At 60.2% G+C, this 17,756-nt stretch carries 12 protein-coding genes; 11 read left to right on the forward strand and 1 reads right to left on the reverse strand.

Features of this window, described 5'->3' with window-relative positions:
* Positions 1 to 48 precede the first annotated feature (48 nt).
* From GYN01_RS14075 to GYN01_RS14105, 7 genes are all read left to right on the forward strand, one after another.
* Positions 49 to 417 (forward strand): DUF2946 domain-containing protein, encoded by a 369-nt coding sequence (locus tag GYN01_RS14075; RefSeq protein WP_048400437.1) that lies wholly within the window; start codon positions 49 to 51, stop codon positions 415 to 417.
* Positions 418 to 517: 100 nt separating this feature from the next.
* Positions 518 to 2,608, forward strand: a complete 2,091-nt coding sequence (locus GYN01_RS14080) for a TonB-dependent copper receptor (protein ID WP_048364382.1) — start codon at positions 518 to 520, stop codon at positions 2,606 to 2,608.
* An 85-nt stretch (positions 2,609 to 2,693) separates the two neighbouring features.
* Entirely contained in the window at positions 2,694 to 4,070 is a 1,377-nt protein-coding gene (locus GYN01_RS14085) for a PepSY-associated TM helix domain-containing protein (protein ID WP_048364383.1), read from the forward strand.
* 166 nt (positions 4,071 to 4,236) lie between these two features.
* On the forward strand, positions 4,237 to 6,363 hold the full coding sequence (locus GYN01_RS14090) for a TonB-dependent receptor (RefSeq protein WP_203307333.1): 2,127 nt from the start codon (positions 4,237 to 4,239) through the stop codon (positions 6,361 to 6,363).
* A gap of 50 nt (positions 6,364 to 6,413) precedes the next feature.
* Complete coding sequence (locus GYN01_RS14095) at positions 6,414 to 7,202, forward strand: ABC transporter ATP-binding protein (protein ID WP_203307334.1); 789 nt, start codon at positions 6,414 to 6,416, stop codon at positions 7,200 to 7,202.
* Complete coding sequence (locus tag GYN01_RS14100; RefSeq protein WP_048364386.1) at positions 7,199 to 8,149, forward strand: ABC transporter substrate-binding protein; 951 nt, start codon at positions 7,199 to 7,201, stop codon at positions 8,147 to 8,149. The genes GYN01_RS14095 and GYN01_RS14100 overlap by 4 nt, the downstream gene beginning before the upstream one ends.
* Positions 8,146 to 9,156: a FecCD family ABC transporter permease gene (locus GYN01_RS14105; RefSeq protein ID WP_048364387.1), complete on the forward strand. Its 1,011-nt coding sequence runs from the start codon at positions 8,146 to 8,148 to the stop codon at positions 9,154 to 9,156. The genes GYN01_RS14100 and GYN01_RS14105 overlap by 4 nt, the downstream gene beginning before the upstream one ends.
* 39 nt (positions 9,157 to 9,195) lie before the next feature.
* On the opposite strand, the gene GYN01_RS14110 is transcribed toward GYN01_RS14105, so the two are convergent.
* Positions 9,196 to 12,600, reverse strand: a complete 3,405-nt coding sequence (locus GYN01_RS14110) for a hypothetical protein (protein WP_203307335.1) — start codon at positions 12,598 to 12,600, stop codon at positions 9,196 to 9,198.
* Between the two features lie 296 nt (positions 12,601 to 12,896).
* On the opposite strand from GYN01_RS14110, the gene urtA reads away from it, so the two are divergent.
* The 4 genes from urtA (at position 12,897) to urtD (ending at position 17,735) form a co-directional block, all read left to right on the forward strand.
* Entirely contained in the window at positions 12,897 to 14,162 is a 1,266-nt protein-coding gene (urtA, locus tag GYN01_RS14115) for an urea ABC transporter substrate-binding protein (protein WP_203307336.1), read from the forward strand.
* A gap of 134 nt (positions 14,163 to 14,296) precedes the next feature.
* Complete coding sequence (urtB, locus tag GYN01_RS14120) at positions 14,297 to 15,799, forward strand: urea ABC transporter permease subunit UrtB (RefSeq protein ID WP_048400446.1); 1,503 nt, start codon at positions 14,297 to 14,299, stop codon at positions 15,797 to 15,799.
* Positions 15,799 to 16,875: an urea ABC transporter permease subunit UrtC gene (gene urtC, locus GYN01_RS14125; protein WP_203307337.1), complete on the forward strand. Its 1,077-nt coding sequence runs from the start codon at positions 15,799 to 15,801 to the stop codon at positions 16,873 to 16,875. The genes urtB and urtC overlap by 1 nt, the downstream gene beginning before the upstream one ends.
* Positions 16,875 to 17,735 (forward strand): urea ABC transporter ATP-binding protein UrtD, encoded by an 861-nt coding sequence (gene urtD / locus GYN01_RS14130; protein ID WP_203307338.1) that lies wholly within the window; start codon positions 16,875 to 16,877, stop codon positions 17,733 to 17,735. Before urtC ends, urtD begins: the two co-directional genes overlap by 1 nt.
* Positions 17,736 to 17,756 lie beyond the last annotated feature (21 nt).

Genomic DNA, 17,756 nt, shown 5'->3' on the forward strand with positions numbered 1-17,756 from the left:
CGGCCAAGGTTTTTAAACCCGGTGCGCGCGTCTCGCGCCAGGCCGCCCATGTCGCAGATTCGCGGCAGTTGGCTGAGCCTGTTTGCCATGTTGATGATCTTCATCGGCCCGCTGATTTCCCAAGCGATGCCGATGGATCATCACGCCTCCATGCCCATGCCGATGGACATGCGCATGGCTGCGCACAGCGAACACGCAGAGCCTCAGCAACCGCCCGAGGACCATCACGCGCTCTGGGAAAAGTGCGGCTATTGCACGCTGCTGTTCAGTTGCCCCGCACTGCCCGGTGCCGTTGATCTGGTCCTGTTCGATACGCCAGCCCCCAAAACGTACCTGGCGTCCAACCCACGGCTAGGGCATGCCCGCCAACCGGTGTTCCCCGGCGCTCGCTCCCGCGCCCCGCCTGTATTCCTTTAAGCAACGACACCACATCAACCCCCGTGCCCCCCTGTATGCGCTGCTGTAGACAGCCGCAGGTAGGTGGCCGAGTTGTATTCGCTTGAATATTGGAATGCTTATGTCCCGTTTTACTGCTGCCTCCCGTTTGCCTCACGCCCAAACGGTGTTTCCTTTCGCCCTCAGCGCCCTGTGTTGCGCAGTGTTTGCACCCGCGGCGCTGGCTGCTGAGCCGGTAGATGCACACGCCACACACGTGCGTGAACTCAGCCCGACCGTGGTCACCGCGGTAGCTCCCAGCTCGCCGCTGACCATCGTCACCAACCCCAAAGACCCGCGCCAGCCGGTGCCCGCCAGTGACGGCGGCGATTACCTGAAGACCATTCCCGGCTTCGCCCTGATCCGCAACGGCGGCACCAACGGTGACCCGGTGTTGCGCGGCATGTTCGGCTCACGGCTCAACATCCTCACCAACGGCGGCATGATGCTCGGTGCCTGCCCCGGCCGCATGGATGCACCCACCTCCTACATCTCGCCGGAAACCTACGACAAACTGACGGTCATTAAAGGCCCGCAAACCGTGCTCTGGGGACCGGGTGCCTCGGCAGGCACGATCCTGTTTGAACGTGAACCAGAGCACTTTGGCGAACTGGGCACACGGGTCAATGCCAGCGTGCTGGCCGGCTCCAACGGCCGCTTTGACAAAACCATCGACGCCGCCGCCGGTGGCCCGCTGGGCTATGTCAGGGTGATCGGCAACACCGCACACTCTGACGATTACAAAGACGGCAATGGCGACACCGTGCCCTCGCGCTATGACAAATGGAATGGCGACATCGCCCTGGGCTGGACCCCCGACGCCGACACGCTGCTGGAACTCACCGCAGGCAAGGGCGATGGCGAAGCGCGTTCGGCAGGACGCGGCATGGACGGCAGCCAATACAAGCGCGAAAGCCTGGGCCTGCGCTTTGAAAAGTCCAACATCGGCGAGGTGCTCGACAAGATCGAAGCGCAGGTTTACTACAACTACGCCGACCACGTGATGGACAACTACACCCTGCGCACCCCGTCGGGCACCGGCATGATGGCGGGGCCGATGGCGTCCAACGTCGACCGCCGCACCCTCGGTGCACGGATCAAGGCCACTTGGCGCTGGGCCGACTACCAGTTGATCAGCGGCCTCGACGCGCAAACCAACGAACACCGTAAACGCATGGGCATGGGCATCAACACCTACAAGGATCAGAACTGGAGCAAAGACGCTGACTTCCACAACTATGGCGCCTTTGGCGAACTGACCTGGTACGCCGCTGACCGCGACCGCGTGATTGCGGGTGCCCGCATAGACCGTGCCTCAGCCAAGGACTTTCGTGCCCGCATTGGCTCGGGAATGATGAGCAAGCCCAATCCGACGCTGGATAAAACCCGCGCCGATACTCTGCCCAGCGGCTTCGTGCGCTATGAGCACGACCTGGCCGACAGCCCCACCACCGTTTACGCAGGCGTGGGCCACACCCAGCGCTTCCCGGACTATTGGGAGCTGTTTTCACCGACCTCAGGCCCCGCGGGTTCGGTGAACGCATTTGATGCGATCAAGCCCGAAAAAACCACCCAGCTCGACATGGGCCTGCAATACAAGACTGAGAAAGTGGAGGCGTGGGCCTCGGTGTATGCCGGAGAGATTCGCGACTACATCCTGTTTGACTACGCCAAGGGCTCGTCACAGGCACAGAACATCAACGCGCGCGTGATGGGCGGCGAGCTGGGGGCCGCGTACCAGCTGACGTCCCACTGGAAAGCCGACGCGACCCTGGCCTATGCCTGGGGTAAAAACACCAGTGATGGCAAGGCATTGCCACAAATGCCGCCGCTCGATACCCGCCTCGGTCTGACCTACAGCGAGGACGACTGGAGTGCCGGTGCCTTGTGGCGTGTGGTCGCGCGCCAGGACCGTATTGATCGCAACGCTGGCAACGTGGTGGGCAAGGACTACGACAAAAGCGCGGGCTTTGGTGTGTTCTCGCTCAACGGCGCCTACCGCCTCAACAAAAACCTCAAGGTCAGCGCCGGGGTCGACAACCTGCTGGATAAAAACTACAGCGAGCACTTGAACATGGCAGGCAACGCGGGCTATGGCTACCCGGCCAGCGACCCGACCCCGATCAACGAACCCGGCCGCACGTTGTGGACCAAGATTGATGTGAGCTTTTGATAGCCCTGTGACCTTCTGACCCCAACCCTCTCCCTCAGGGAGAGGGCTTCAATCACAACACACGCTAACTTGCGGAGCCGCTCACATGAGCCAACCCACACCGTCTTTCTACAACCTGGCCTGGCGATGGCATTTCTACGCCGGGCTGTTTGTCGCCCCCTTCATGATCCTGCTGGCCCTGACCGGGATTATTTACCTGTTCAAGCCCCAGCTCGACCCGCTGCTCTACGACCACCTGATCAACGTCAGCCCGGGCCATCACCGCCTCAGCGCCGACCAACAACTGCAACGCGTCCAAACCACTTATCCACAGGGCCACATCAGCCAGTACCTGCCAGCGCTCAACCCGCAACGCAGCGGCCAGTTCGTTATTCATAACGCTGGCCGCGAGCTCAATGTGTTCATCAACCCCTACAGCGGCGAAATACTGGGCGAGCAAGATGCCAAGCTCAACCTGCAAGCCGTGGCCCGCGCGCTGCATGGCGAGTTGATGATCGGCACCCTCGGCGACCGGCTGGTGGAGCTGGCCGCTGGCTGGGGCGTGGTGCTGGTGATTTCCGGCCTGTATTTATGGTGGCCGCGCGGGCAATCAGCGGCCGGGGTGTTATGGCCTCGCTTGAGCCGGCGCGGACGCGTGCTCTGGCGCGACCTGCACGCGGTAACAGGTTTTTGGGGCGCCGCCTTGCTGCTGTTCATGTTGATCAGCGGCATGACCTGGACCGGTTTTTGGGGCAAGCAATATGCCGACCTGTGGAACCAGTTCCCGGCCGCGATGTGGAACAACGTCCCTCAATCGGACTTGCAAGCGCGCAACCTTAATACCGCCACCCGCCAAACCGTGCCGTGGGCCATGGAAAACACGCCCATGCCGCTTTCGGGCGCCCACGCCGAACACAGTGGCCACACTGCTCACGCCAGCGGCCCCGCCGCACCGCGCGTGACCCTGCAACAAGTGGTCGACACCGCGAACAGGCGCAACGTCGAACCCGGTTACAGCATCACCCTGCCGACCACCGCTGAAGGGGTTTTCACCGTCGCCGTCTTTGCCGATGACCCGCGCAACGACGCCACGCTGCATGTCGATCAATACACGGGCGAGGTGCTGGCCGACGTGCGCTGGCAGCATTACAGCAACGTCGCACGCGCCACGGAAATGGGCGTGATGCTGCATGAAGGCAAACTCTTTGGATCGCTGAATCAAATCGCCATTTTGCTGGTGTGCCTGATGATTCTGCTCAGCTCGATCAGCGGCCTGGTGATCTGGTGGAAACGCCGTCCACAGGGGCGTTTAGGCATACCGCCGCTGCGTCACGCACTGCCAACCTGGAAGACCGGCGTAGCGATCATGCTGCTCCTCGCTGTCCTCTTCCCGCTGGTGGGCGCCTCATTGCTTGCAGTCTGGGCCGTGGACCGCTTGCTGCTGATTATTCGTTCAAAACAGCAACATGAGCGCCACTCATAGGCAACGTGAATGCTTCGAGAGATCCCGTCTAGAGACTTGGGGATAATGGCGCCCTGATAAAACGCCCGAAAAGAGTTGTTACTTTATAACGGCTTTATTTAAGCTCCATCACCCGCCGCCAGGAGGCAGCGGGCATACCCCCAGAAAAAAGCGACTGACCGCCCCGATGAATAAGTACCTGCTTTCCAGCCTTTGCCTGTTGGCGATCAACCACGCGCACGCGGATGACACTGCGCCGTCGCTGATGCTACCCGCCGCCGCCATTACCGCGCCTGAAGTCGATGCCGAACACATTGACCTCAAAACCGCCACCAGCGCCGGTTCGCGCCTGAACCTCAACAGCCTCCAAACCCCCGCCAGCGTTGAAAACCTGACCGGCGAGCAGATTCGCGCACGCGGGGACCGCAGTGTGCAGGACGCCGTGACCCGCACGACCGGCATCAGTTTTACCGGATCGCCCGGCAACGGCGGTTCGGCGTATGCGGCCCGGGGCTTCGTCGGCGAAGGCTCGGTCATGCAGCTTTACGACGGCGTGCGCATGTACAGCGGTGCGGGCACCGTGACCTTCCCGGTGGACGACTGGTCGGTAGAGCGCATCGACGTGCTGCGCGGCCCGGCCTCGGAGTTATATGGCGAAGGTGCGACTGGCGCCGTGATCAACGTGATCCCGAAAAAGCCCTTCAGCGGCGACATCGAAAACCAGGTGCGCATCGGTTACGGCTCCTACGACACTCGGCAACAGGCGCTGGACAGCGGCGGTTCGCTGACCGACACCCTGAGCTATCGCTTGAACATCAACCACCTCCAGAGCAACGGCTGGATCGACCACGGTGATTCGCAAAAAACCTTCATCAGCGCCGCCCTGCGCTGGCAGGCCACCGATGACCTGGCGTTCACCCTGAGCCACGACTACGGCGATCAGGAGCCGCAAAACGACTTCGGCGTGCCGTTGATCAATGGCCGTTATCACAAGAGCCTGCGTGACAAGAACTACAACGTGCGTGACGCCAAGCTGCACTACAACGACCAGTGGACACGTCTCAACAGCGAATGGCAGATCAGCGACAACCTGAGCGCCAGCAACGACCTGTATTACCTCAAGGCCCAGCGCCGTTGGCAGAACGCCGAGAACCACGGTTGGGATCAAGACCGTCAAACGTTATTGCGCAGCGGCTACTTCAGCATCAAGCATGATCAGGAACAGATCGGTGACCGTCAGACGTTCACCCTCAACCATGATCTGTTCGGGCTTAAAAGCAGAAGCCTGGTGGGCATGGACTACAACCGCATCCACTTCAGCCTGCACAGCAACTCGCCGTATCACGATGTTGATTCAGACGGGCAGCCCGTTGATCTGTACCACCCGGATCGCGGCGAATTCCAAAGCGCGTCGCCCTACCGCGACCAGTTCACCACCACCACGCAACAGGTGTCGCTGTTCGCCGAAAACCGCACTGAGCTGACCGATCAACTGTCGCTGGTCACCGGTGTGCGCCGTGACATCGTGCACCTGGACCGCGACGACTTTGCCGCAAACGGCGACACCACGCGCAGTGACCGCAGCCTGTCAGCCAACAGCTGGAAAGTCGGCCTGGTGTACGAACTGACCCCGGACATGTCGATCTACGCACAACAAGCCACCAGCGTCGATGGCGTCGGCGGGTTGATCAGCCTGGACGCAGGTCAGCAAAACTTTGATCTGGCCCATGCGCGTCAAACTGAAATCGGCTTCAAACAGATGTTCTGGAACCAGCGTGGCGAGTGGACCTTGGCGGCGTACCACATCGTCAAAAAGGACTTGCTGACCACCGACCCCAACAACGCGACTCGCACCCTGCAAGTGGGCGAGCAGTCCTCTAATGGCCTGGAAGCCAGCCTTGACCTGCAACTGCCCAACCGTTGGGCACTGCAAGCCAACGCGTCGATCGTGCGCGCCGAGTACGACACCTTCAACGACGACGGCGTGTCGCGCAAAGGCAACCGCCCCACCGACGTGCCGCGCCGTACCGCCAACCTGTGGCTGAGCAACGCCATCACCGACGACGTGCGCGCCGGCGCAGGTGTGCGTTATGTCGATTCACGCTATGCCGACACCGCCAACAACGTCGAGCTGCCGAGCTACACCGTGGTTGACGCCACCGTGAGCTGGAAAGCCTTGCCTAAAACGACTCTGGGCGTGCGACTGAACAATTTGTTCAACCGCCAATACGCCGTAAGCCAATACAATGGCGGCCAACAATGGATCATGGGCGAGCCGCGCTCGTTCTTTGTGACTGCCGATTACGCCTTTTAAGCACACCAGTTCCTGCACTGATCAGCGTTAACTCAAGCCCCGGATGCTTTATGACCCGTCTCACCCTCACTCAGCTCGCCTGGTCGCCTTTGGGCCACGGCCATTGCCATCACCAGTTCCACCTGCGTGATGCCAGCCTGCACGTGGCCGCAGGGGAGTTCGTGGGGTTGATCGGGCCTAACGGCAGCGGCAAAACCAGCCTGCTGCGCTGCGCCTATCGCTTCAGCAAGCCTGAATCCGGCAGCGTGCATCTCGAACAGCACAACCTGTGGCAACAGTCGCCCCGCTGGTGCGCACAACGCATCGCCGTGGTGTTGCAAGAATTCCCCGATGCTTTTGGCCTGACCGTCGACGAAGTGGTCGCGATGGGCCGTACCCCGCACAAAGGCTTGTTCGACGGCGACACCGAGGCCGATCGCCAACTGGCGAAAAACGCCCTCGAATCGGTAGGCCTGCACGGCTTCGAAGACCACGCCTTCGCCACCTTGTCCGGCGGGGAAAAACAACGCGTGATCCTGGCCCGCGCCCTGACCCAGCAACCCGACCTGTTGGTCCTCGACGAGCCAACCAATCACCTCGACCCGCGCTATCAACTGGCGTTGTTGCAACTGGTCAAACGGCTGAACATCGCCACCCTGGCCAGCATCCACGACCTCAACCTGGCCGCCGCCTTTTGCGACCGCCTGTATGTCATCAACCACGGCAACATCATCGCCAGCGGCACGCCCCGCGAAGTACTGACCGTGGAGCTGTTGCGCGAGGTGTTTGGCGTCGAGGCGCTGATCGACGACCATCCGCTGTCCGGCTACCCGCGCATCACCTGGATAACCCAACCATGAACCTGATCCGCCTCGCTCTATGCTTAAGCGTGTTGTTCGGTGCCCAACTGGCCCAGGCCGACGCCACCCACTACCCGCTGACGATCAAAAGCTGCAACCGCGACGTGACCTTCAACGAGGCGCCCAAACACGCGGTCAGCCACGACATCAACATGACGCAAATGATGCTCGCTCTGGGCCTCAAACCGCACATGGTCGGCTACAGCGGCATCAGTGGCTGGAAGGCCGTGACGCCGCAGATGAACGTGATCCTCGACGGGCTGCCGGAGCTGGCAAGCAAGTACCCGTCAGTCGAGACCCTGCTCAACGCCAACGTTGATTTCTTCTTCGCCGGTTGGGACTACGGCATGCGCGTGGGCGGCGATCTCACCCCGCAAACCCTGACCCCACTGGGCATCAACGTTTACGAGTTGACCGAGTCGTGTGCGTTTGTGATGAAACGCCCACCCGCGAGCATGGAGGACACCTATAACGACCTGCGCAACCTCGGCAAAATTTTCGATGTACAAGATCGCGCCAACGCCCTGATCGCACGCATGCAGCAGACAATCGCCGAGGTGCAAAAGACCCTGCCGGCTACAAAGCCGCGTGTGTTTTTGTATGACAGTGGCGAAGACCGCGCCATGACCTCGGGCAAACTGGGTATCCCCCATGCCTTGATCGAAGCCGCAGGCGGCAACGACATCCTGAGCGATATTGACGCCAGCTGGACCCGCATCAACTGGGAGACCGTGGTCGAGCGCAATCCCGAGGTGATCGTGATCGTCGATTACAGCGAAGTCAGCGCCGAGCAAAAACAGCACTTCCTCCAGACCAACCCTGCGCTGCAATCGGTCGATGCCGTTCGCAACCAACGCTTTATCGTCATCCCTTACGTGCAAGCCACGCCGGGCATCGACAACGTGCTGGCCATCGAAACGCTCGCCAAAGGCTTTCATCCTCAATGATGTCTCGCCGCTACGCGCTGTTACTGCTGAGCCTTGGCGCACTGCTGCTGGTGTCATGCGTGGTGTCGCTGGGCTTTGGCCCGGCGCGGGTGCCCGTGGACGTGGTCTGGCACATCGTGCTGCACAAGCTGTTGGGCATCGGTGAGGTGAGCTGGAGCGCGGGGCAGGAACATATCGTGTGGCTGATCCGTGTGCCGCGCATGCTGCTCGGTGCCTTGGTCGGCGCCGGACTGGCGTTGATCGGTGCCGTGCTGCAAGCCGTGACGCGTAACCCGCTGGCCGATCCACACCTGCTGGGCGTGACCAGTGGCGCCACGTTGGGCGCGGTGATTGTGGTGCTGCACGTGGGCGAAATCGTCGGCCTGCTGACCTTGCCCATCGCCGCCTTTATCGGCGCACTGTTGAGCATGGTGCTGGTGCTGGCCATCGCCAGCCGTCACGGCCGATTAGACAGCGACCGCCTGTTGTTATGCGGGGTTGCTGTGTCGTTTGTGATGATGGCCGTGGCCAATACCTTGCTGTTTTTAGGCGACCATCGCGCCAGCTCCGCCGTGTTGTTCTGGATGCTCGGCGGCCTGGGGTTGGCGCGCTGGGAGCTGCTGGCCATCCCCAGCGCCAGCGTGCTGCTGGGGCTGATTTTACTGCTGGGCATGGCCCGCCCGCTCAACGCGTTGATGGCGGGCGAGCAAACCGCTGTCACCCTGGGACTGAATGCGCGCAATGTGCGGCTCAAGGTGTTTTTGATCGCCTCGTTGATGACCGGTGTCCTGGTGGCCATCAGCGGTTCAATCGGCTTTGTCGGGCTGATGATCCCGCACATTGCCCGCCGCTTGGTGGGCGCCGAGCACCGGCGGTTATTGCCTGTTTCAGCGTTGCTGGGCAGCGTGTTTCTGGTGTGGGTCGATGTGGCTGCACGCACCCTGATCGCTCCCGAAGATTTACCGATTGGCGTGGCCACGGCGGCGATTGGCGGGTTGTTTTTTATCGGGTTAATGCGCAAACGCTAACCCCTCGTACTCACCGCCAGCGACTCTGCCTGCCCTGTCTTACAACTCATCTTTGTTGATAAGCGCAGGCGAACGCACCCACGGTAACTCAGGCTTGACCTTGGCAGGCTCCGTGGCTTGCCAGTTAGCCGTTACCCACCCCACTTGCGCCCAATTTGTACCGGGGCTGACAACCACCAGCTCGCCTGCCTTGAGCAACTTGGCGATGTACTGACTTTTTGTTTCGAGGCCTTTATCAACCCAGTCCTGATCCTGGTACTGGTTTTCCCAATAGTCATAGCCCACGACCGACTGGCATAAATCGTTTTCAGCCTGACCGGGACGTCGTACGTATTTCAACAGTGCGCCGTCATTGCCTGACAAGAACGCGAGATTCACTGAGAACTCCAGCCGCTCCAGGTTCTTGACCACATAGCAAATGTCCATCGGCCAAAACATGTGGTCGACCCAGTTGCGCTGCTGCGGCCTGGCAATACTCGGTTTGATTGGTGGGTGCGCATTGTGAACCGCGATCGGCCCATACCCGGACGGCAATCGGGGGAGCGGACGTGCGGAACCCGAAGACCGCTCAAACAAGGCATTTAAAAAAATGCGGTCCTGAGCGTTTGCGGGCACACCATTGATCTGAGTTTCGAGGGGCACATAAAGGGTATCTGCCGATGAATAAAACACGGCCCCCACAATTTTTTGGGCGTGCGGCAAGACCATTTTCCGGTGGCTATAAAGTGCCGCATCGTCAACGTGGCTAAACATCGGGCCAAGCGCCGGTACATTCGGCGTGGGTTCATTGCTGAGGGCGGCAGCCGGTGCGTAGGGCTGCCATGCACTCGTCACACGGCCCGGTGCAGCCCACACGTTGTTGGTTAAGAGGACGTCCATATGCCCACCGGACGCTACTTTACGGATGTAATCAGGGGATCGAAGCATGTGATTGTTCAACAACACCTGCACGGGCGTGTGAGGCCCCGACGCGCTGTCCAGTACCAACAAGGTGTTGAGGTTTTCAGTGCGGTAACTCAGCAGAGCGCCATTGCGGGTGGAGATATACATCTGTGGATAATCGCTGCGCCAGGGTGAGTGGTCGCGGGCCATGCTCGACAGCACTGCAAGGTCTATCAGGTCAGAAGGGGCTATGAAGTCGGCAAAGACGTCGTCTGTTGCCAGAGCCACGGGGGTTTTTGGCGTGGCCATATAGACAGCGTTAAGGATGAAGCCGGCCGCAAAGCTATAGTCTGTCGAGCCAAAAGGGCGAGGGAAAATCTGCCCCAACAGTGCACTGCGTGCGGGCAGTGGCTCTGTGACGAGATACTGCTCACTGTGCTCGCGCTTGAGAATCACCCCGAACTGAGACGTTGCACGCGCGCCCATCCGCGCATGAACGTAGCGCATGGCGTCTTGAGCCTGCGAAAAAAGCGGGCCGTACGCAGGTTGCAAACTGAGGCGGCTCATCACGACAGGTGGCGGGGCGGGTTTCCAGGTCGGCGTCACCGGGCCACGAGCGCCCCATAACGGGCTGCTCACCACGACACTCAACCCACCTGCACGGGCCACCTGCGCTACGTATTGAGTCGGGGTCAGTGTGTTGGCACGCAGCTTGTTCTGCGTCTGATTGTTGCGCACCTGTTCGGGGTGCGCCTCTGGCGGTGAAAGCCGCGCAAGTAGTTTTTTCTCACTATCAGAGCCAGTCGATGCGTACTTGAGCAGCGCGCCGTCTTGCGCTGAAAAATAACTCACCCGCCCGCGACGATCGAGGATGGCCGCGCGCAGTTCATGCGCCCCGAACATGTTGCGATTCACACGCTCCTCATTGGCCGTGCGCCAAAGTTGAAGAGGGCGAACGCGGTGCGTGTGATACACGGCGACGATCAGGCACCCATAAGGAATATATGCCGCCAACTCCGGTGGAAAAACCATTTGGGGATCAAAGGTTTCAGTGTTGACAGCCAGCGGCTCTGTCACGACAAAGAGATTGTCTTCGCGCTTGAGGACCAGCCCTCCGTAGGTGAAGTCCACCCGTCGGTCGATCTGTTCATGGGCGTATCGCGCGGCATCGTCCATATCCACAAAAACCGGGCTGAGCGTGCGTCGCATAAAGCCTTCAAACGGCTTCCAGGCGTACGACACTCGCCCTTCCCGGCCCCACACATCGCTGCGGCGTAACACCTCCAACTGACCTGCATAGGCCAACGCATGGACCAATACATCGAACTTCTCGGCGCCCGACAACACGTTGTGAAGCAGTTTCAAGCCACCGCCTTGACTCTGTGGCAATTTTGCAAACTGCATGTTCTCCACCGGATGAGACTTGGAGATGTACTTCAACAGCGCGCCGTCACGGGTCGCAATATAAAGAGGCAACGCATCAATCTGATCCGCAGGGCCCAGCCCTTGTGCCAGCGAGAGGGCCTTTTCCAGTGCTTCGGGGTGCAAGAAGTTTTTAAACAACGACACCTGCTCGTGCGGTAAATGGGCGGGATCGCGGTATTCAGAATCACAGCCATACAAGGCCACAATCGTAAAGTTTGCAGGCAATTGTGGGCGCCGTTCACTGTCAAGGGTAAACGCCCGTACCAGCGCAAAGTCCAGCGCTTCGGTCACCGGTTGCGAAACCACAAATTCATCACGCGTGCTGTTTTTGAGAATAAAACAGTAATGCTGACTCGACGTTTTTGCGCTAAGCGATAGCGCATATTCAAGAGCCAATTGCTCACTGGCCAGCACCGGGCCATACGCTGGCCGTTGAATAATCACATCATCCGTATCGAGGGCGCGCAAAGGCAAAGAAAAGAACCCCGGTGATAGCCTGCCCGTTTGCCCGCTCCACACCTCAGTGGACTCAATGACGTCAACCTGCAACGTGTCAACCACTTGCTGGAAGAAGCCCTGCAATCCGTTCGACTGATCGTCTTCCTCGACCTGCGACAGAAAAGCGAAGAGTTCTTTAGCATCGTCTGTGGGCCGCGCTTGAACCTTGAGCAGCGAGCCATTGAAACCGGACAAGTAATGCACATCCGCAAAGCGGCCCATACCCAACAGGCTGTGAATATTGGCCGGTAAAAAAAAGTTGGCCAGCGTGATCACTTGCTCCCTGGACACTTTGGCGGGCACCGTTTCTCCCCCGCCAAGTTGATGCGACCTGGAGTAATAAAAGCCGTAACACCTGAAGCCTTGAGGTTGTTTGAGCTGACCTTTGTCATCCACTGAAATAAATTGAGTCGGGCTAAAACTCTCGCCTGCCATCTCCACCGGGCGCGAGGCCAGGTAGCGGCCTTGGGCATTTCTTAAAATCACCCCGGCGTACTCCACCTCACGCTTGTCACCTATCAATTGATGGGCAAATCGCGCGGCATCATCGGGGGTCAAAAAAGGCGGGCTCAAGGTCGGCAGACGGCCCTGGGTATTGCGCGGGTAAAGCACCTGCGCAATGTCATAGACGGGTTCCATCGCTAAAAACTCCTTTATTGAGTCGTGACCGGCATGTGCGCGGTCACGCTCATACTTCGCTTCGCAAGGAGTGCGCAGGTGGTAGTTAGTTAGCGGCCCCGGCCCACAAGCACCAAGGCAGCGCACGCCAGCGCACTGCACCTCCCCTCGAGCGCCAAACGGGTGCACCGATGCGCCCCTTCTTTGCGCAAGGCCCCGGTCTTGAGCGCTGTTTCAATCCCGGCACAGCCTTTGCAAAAGCTTGCTCATCGTTCGAATCCATCCCTGATGAACCTCGAGTTCCTGGAGATCGCACCATGAAGCGTCGCAGCCTGATCAAAGCGTTCACCTTGTCGGCCTCCATTGCCGCTATGGGCCTGACCTGGACGGTGCACGCCGCCGAGACCATCAAGGTGGGCATTCTGCATTCGTTGTCCGGGACCATGGCGATCTCTGAAACATCACTCAAAGACATGGCCCTGATGACCCTCGACGAGATCAACGCCAAAGGCGGGGTCAACGGCAAAATGCTCGAAGCGGTGGTGGTTGACCCGGCGTCCAACTGGCCGCTGTTCGCGGAAAAAGGCCGCCAGTTGCTGACTCAGGACAAAGTCGCGGTGGTGTTCGGCTGCTGGACCTCGGTGTCACGCAAGTCCGTGTTGCCGGTGTTTGAAGAACTCAATGGCTTGCTGTTCTACCCGGTGCAATACGAGGGCGAAGAAATGTCGCCCAACGTGTTCTACACCGGCGCTGCGCCCAACCAGCAAGCGATTCCGGCGGTTGAGTACCTGATGAGCGAAGACGGCGGCAGTGCCAAGCGCTTTGTGCTGCTGGGCACCGACTACGTCTACCCGCGCACCACCAACAAAATTCTGCGCGCATTCCTGCACGCCAAAGGCGTGGCCGACAAGGACATCGAAGAGGTCTACACCCCGTTCGGGCATAGCGATTACCAGACCATCGTGTCCAACATCAAAAAATTCTCGGCGGGCGGTAAAACCGCTGTGATCTCCACCGTCAATGGCGACTCCAACGTGCCGTTCTACAAAGAGTTGGCCAACCAGGGCATCAAGGCCACCGACGTGCCGGTGATTGCGTTCTCGGTGGGTGAAGAAGAACTGCGCGGCATCGACACCAAACCGTTGGTGGGCAACCTGGCCGCGTGGAACTACTTCGAGTCGGTTGAGAACCCGGTCAATCAGAAGTTCGTCGCTGACTGGAAAGCCTATGCCAAGGCCAAAAACCTGCCGGGCGCGGACAAGGCCGTGACCAACGACCCGATGGAAGCCACCTACGTGGGCATTCATATGTGGGCGCAGGCGGCTGAAAAAGCCAAGTCCACCGATGTGGATAAAGTGCGCGAAGCCCTGGCCGGCCAGACCTTCGCGGCACCCTCGGGTTACACCCTGACCATGGACACGACCAACCATCACCTGCACAAGCCGGTAATGATTGGTGAGATCCAGCCAGACGGTCAGTTCAGTGTGGTGTGGCAAACCGAAGGCCCGATCCGCGCACAGCCGTGGAGCCCCTTCATTACGGGCAACGACAAAAAACCGGATTACGCGGTGAAGAGCAACTAGTCACTTAAAAGCCCCTCTCCCCCCTCTGCCGGAGGGCGAGGGGCTGATGTGTGGCGTTTAGTCCCCTCTCCCTCTGGGAAAGGGCCAGGGTCAGCGCCCTGAAGCTCGACCACCTGCAAACAGGGACACTCGCTATGCCCACTGCCCTTTATCGTTTGATCCTCGCGTTGCTGCTGTGGCTGCCCCTGGCCGCCCACGCCGATGACGCCAGCGACTTTGCTGCGGCCAACCTGCCACAGCAGGTCAAGCTGCTGGAAAGCTGGGCCGCCCAGCCCGACCCGGCGCGTACCGAATTGATCATGGCCCTGCAACAGGGCCAGATCACGGTCGACGGCCAACCCAAAACCGTGCGTTTGAACAACCGCCTGCGCGGTTTGATCGACACCGCACTGGCCAGCCATCAACTGCTCTCGGCCGACCCCACGCTGCGCCTGAGCGCTGCGCAACAATTGCAAAAGAGCGCCAAGCCTGCGCAGTGGGTGCTGCTCAACCGCCGCCTGACCCTCGAAGCGGACGACAAGGTATACGCAGCCCTGAACCTGGCGCTGGCCAATTTGCAGTTGGTCGATGCCGACCCGACGGTGCGTTTAGCCGCCGTGCGCCTGCTCGGCGAAACCGGCGAGCCATTGGCCCGCACCCGCCTTGAAACCCTGTTGCAGCCCGAGGTCGAGACCGACGCCCGCGTGCGCACCGCCGCCGAGACCAGCCTGGCGCAAGTCAAACGTAAATTGTTGATCGGCGACCTGCTGGGTCAAGCATTCAGCGGCCTGTCACTCGGCTCGATTCTGCTGCTCGCGGCTCTCGGGCTGGCCATCACCTTCGGCCTATTGGGGGTGATCAACATGGCCCACGGCGAAATGCTGATGCTCGGTGCCTACTCCACGTATTGCGTGCAGTTGCTGTTCCAGCGCTTCGCCCCCGGCGCCATCGAGTTTTATCCGTTGCTGGCCTTGCCGGTCGCGTTCTTCGTCACGGCGGGCGTGGGCATGGTGCTGGAGCGCACAATCATTCGTCACCTCTACGGCCGCCCGCTGGAAACCTTGCTCGCCACGTGGGGCATCAGCCTGATCCTGATCCAGTTGGTACGTGTGCTGTTTGGCGCACAGAACGTTGAAGTGGCTAACCCGGCGTGGCTCTCGGGCGGCATTCAAGTGCTGCCCAACCTGGTACTGCCCTACAACCGTCTGGTGATCATCGCGTTCGCGCTGGCCGTGGTGTTTCTGACGTGGTTGCTGTTGAACAAAACCCGCTTGGGTCTCAACGTTCGCGCCGTCACTCAAAACCGCAACATGGCTGCCTGCTGCGGCGTGCCCACCGGGCGCGTTGACATGCTCGCGTTCGGTCTGGGTTCGGGGATCGCCGGGCTGGGCGGCGTGGCCTTGAGCCAGGTCGGCAACGTCGGCCCCGACCTCGGCCAGGGCTACATCATCGATTCGTTTCTGGTGGTAGTGCTGGGCGGCGTCGGCCAACTTGCAGGCACGGTATACGCCGCATTGGGACTGGGTATCGCCAACAAAATCCTCGAACCGCAGATCGGTGCCGTGCTCGGCAAAATCCTTATCCTGGGGCTGATCATTCTGTTCATTCAGAAACGCCCGCAAGGTCTCTTCGCGCTTAAAGGACGGGTGATCGACTGATGAATCAGCCACTGATGCTCACCGCAACCCAAAAAGCAGGCCCGGCCCTGACAGCACTGATTGGCGGACTCGTCCTGCTGGTGCTGCTGGCCTTGCCCTTACTCTCACTGCTGCCCGCCGACAGCCCGTTTCAAGTCTCGGCGTACACCTTGACCCTGGTCGGCAAAATCCTCTGCTATGCCATCGTTGCGTTGGCACTCGACCTGGTGTGGGGCTACGCCGGGCTGTTGTCGCTGGGCCACGGTGTGTTCTTCGCCCTGGGCGGTTACGCGATGGGCATGTACTTGATGCGTCAGACGTCGGACGATGAATTGCCCGCGTTTATGACCTTTTTGTCGTGGACTGAATTGCCGTGGTACTGGGTCGGCACCGAGCATTTTTGGTGGGCCATGTGCCTGGTGGTACTGGCGCCCGGTTTGCTGGCGCTGGTGTTTGGGTTTTTCGCCTTTCGCTCACGGATCAAGGGCGTGTATTTCTCGATCATGACCCAAGCCCTGACCTTCGCCGGGATGCTGCTGTTTTTCCGCAACGAGACCGGCTTTGGTGGCAACAACGGCTTCACCAACTTTCGCAGCATTCTGGGCTTTGGCATCACCGAACCCGACACTCGCGCCGCGCTGTTTTTCGCCACGGTGCTGTTATTGGCGGGTAGCCTGTTTGTGGGCTGGCGCCTGGCGCGCAGCAAGTTTGGTCGGGTACTCACCGCAGTGCGCGATGCTGAAAACCGCCTGATGTTTTGCGGCTATGACCCGCGCGGTTTCAAACTGTTTGTGTGGGTGTTGAGCGCCGTGCTGTGCGGTTTGGCCGGAGCCTTGTATGTACCGCAAGTGGGCATTATCAACCCCGGCGAAATGTCCCCCACCAACTCCATCGAAGCGGCGGTATGGGTCGCACTGGGCGGGCGCGGCACGCTGATCGGCCCGTTGCTGGGCGCAGGCGTGGTCAACGGCATGAAAAGCTGGTTCACCGTGGCCTTCCCTGAATACTGGCTGTTCTTTCTGGGTGCACTGTTTATCGTCGTGACCCTGTACCTGCCCAAAGGCATCATCGGCTTGCTGAAAAAGAGGGGCGAATAATGCGCATCACGCCAACGGCAGCATTTATGCTCGAACCCGCATTTGACCCCAACAAAGACGCCGGCAGCAGCCGCGACGCCATCGGCCTCGGCCACGCGGCAGGCAAAGGGTTGAATACGCGCCACGGCACGATCCTGACCCTGGAAGGCATCAGCGTCAGCTTTGACGGGTTCAAGGCGCTCAACAACCTCAACCTGTACATCGGCGTCGGCGAACTGCGCTGCATCATCGGCCCCAATGGTGCGGGCAAGACCACGATGATGGACGTCATCACCGGCAAGACGCGCCCCACCGAAGGCCAGGCCTGGTTCGGCGAAACCCTGGATTTACGGCACATGAGCGAAGTGCAGATCGCCCAGTCGGGCATCGGCCGCAAATTTCAGAAACCCACCGTGTTTGAAGCCCTGAGCGTGTTTGAAAACCTTGAGCTGGCGCAAAAAACCGACAAGTCGGTATGGGCCAGCCTGCGCGCCACCCTCTCGGGCGAACAAGCCGACCGCATCGGTGAGGTGCTCAACACCATTCGCCTGACGAGTGCGGCGCATCGTCCGGCAGGGTTGCTGTCTCACGGGCAAAAGCAGTTTTTGGAAATCGGCATGTTGCTGGTGCAAGACCCGCAGCTGTTGCTGCTGGACGAACCGGTGGCGGGCATGACTGACGCTGAAACCGAGTTCACCGCCGAGCTGTTCAAAAGTCTGGCGGGCAAGCACTCGCTGATGGTGGTGGAGCACGACATGGGGTTTGTCGGTTCGATTGCCGATCACGTCACCGTCCTGCATCAGGGCAGCGTGCTGGCCGAAGGGTCGCTGGCGCAGGTGCAAGCGGATGAACGGGTAATCGAGGTGTATCTGGGACGTTGAACAACGGGTCGGCGTCGTTTA

This window comes from Pseudomonas weihenstephanensis, assembly GCF_016812185.1.
GTDB classification, from domain to species: Bacteria; Pseudomonadota; Gammaproteobacteria; order Pseudomonadales; family Pseudomonadaceae; genus Aquipseudomonas; species Aquipseudomonas weihenstephanensis.

What these genes read in the sequence shown, in the direction of transcription:
- urtB (WP_048400446.1), top strand. Translation starts at nt 14,297, where the DNA reads ATGCCCACTGCCCTTTATCGTTTGATCCTCGCGTTGCTGCTGTGGCTG.
- GYN01_RS14110 (WP_203307335.1), bottom strand. Translation starts at nt 12,600, where the DNA reads ATGGAACCCGTCTATGACATTGCGCAGGTGCTTTACCCGCGCAATACC.
- GYN01_RS14080 (WP_048364382.1), top strand. Translation starts at nt 518, where the DNA reads ATGTCCCGTTTTACTGCTGCCTCCCGTTTGCCTCACGCCCAAACGGTG.
- GYN01_RS14100 (WP_048364386.1), top strand. Translation starts at nt 7,199, where the DNA reads ATGAACCTGATCCGCCTCGCTCTATGCTTAAGCGTGTTGTTCGGTGCC.
- GYN01_RS14075 (WP_048400437.1), top strand. Translation starts at nt 49, where the DNA reads ATGTCGCAGATTCGCGGCAGTTGGCTGAGCCTGTTTGCCATGTTGATG.
- urtA (WP_203307336.1), top strand. Translation starts at nt 12,897, where the DNA reads ATGAAGCGTCGCAGCCTGATCAAAGCGTTCACCTTGTCGGCCTCCATT.
- urtD (WP_203307338.1), top strand. Translation starts at nt 16,875, where the DNA reads ATGCGCATCACGCCAACGGCAGCATTTATGCTCGAACCCGCATTTGAC.
- GYN01_RS14095 (WP_203307334.1), top strand. Translation starts at nt 6,414, where the DNA reads ATGACCCGTCTCACCCTCACTCAGCTCGCCTGGTCGCCTTTGGGCCAC.
- GYN01_RS14085 (WP_048364383.1), top strand. Translation starts at nt 2,694, where the DNA reads ATGAGCCAACCCACACCGTCTTTCTACAACCTGGCCTGGCGATGGCAT.
- GYN01_RS14090 (WP_203307333.1), top strand. Translation starts at nt 4,237, where the DNA reads ATGAATAAGTACCTGCTTTCCAGCCTTTGCCTGTTGGCGATCAACCAC.
- urtC (WP_203307337.1), top strand. Translation starts at nt 15,799, where the DNA reads ATGAATCAGCCACTGATGCTCACCGCAACCCAAAAAGCAGGCCCGGCC.
- GYN01_RS14105 (WP_048364387.1), top strand. Translation starts at nt 8,146, where the DNA reads ATGATGTCTCGCCGCTACGCGCTGTTACTGCTGAGCCTTGGCGCACTG.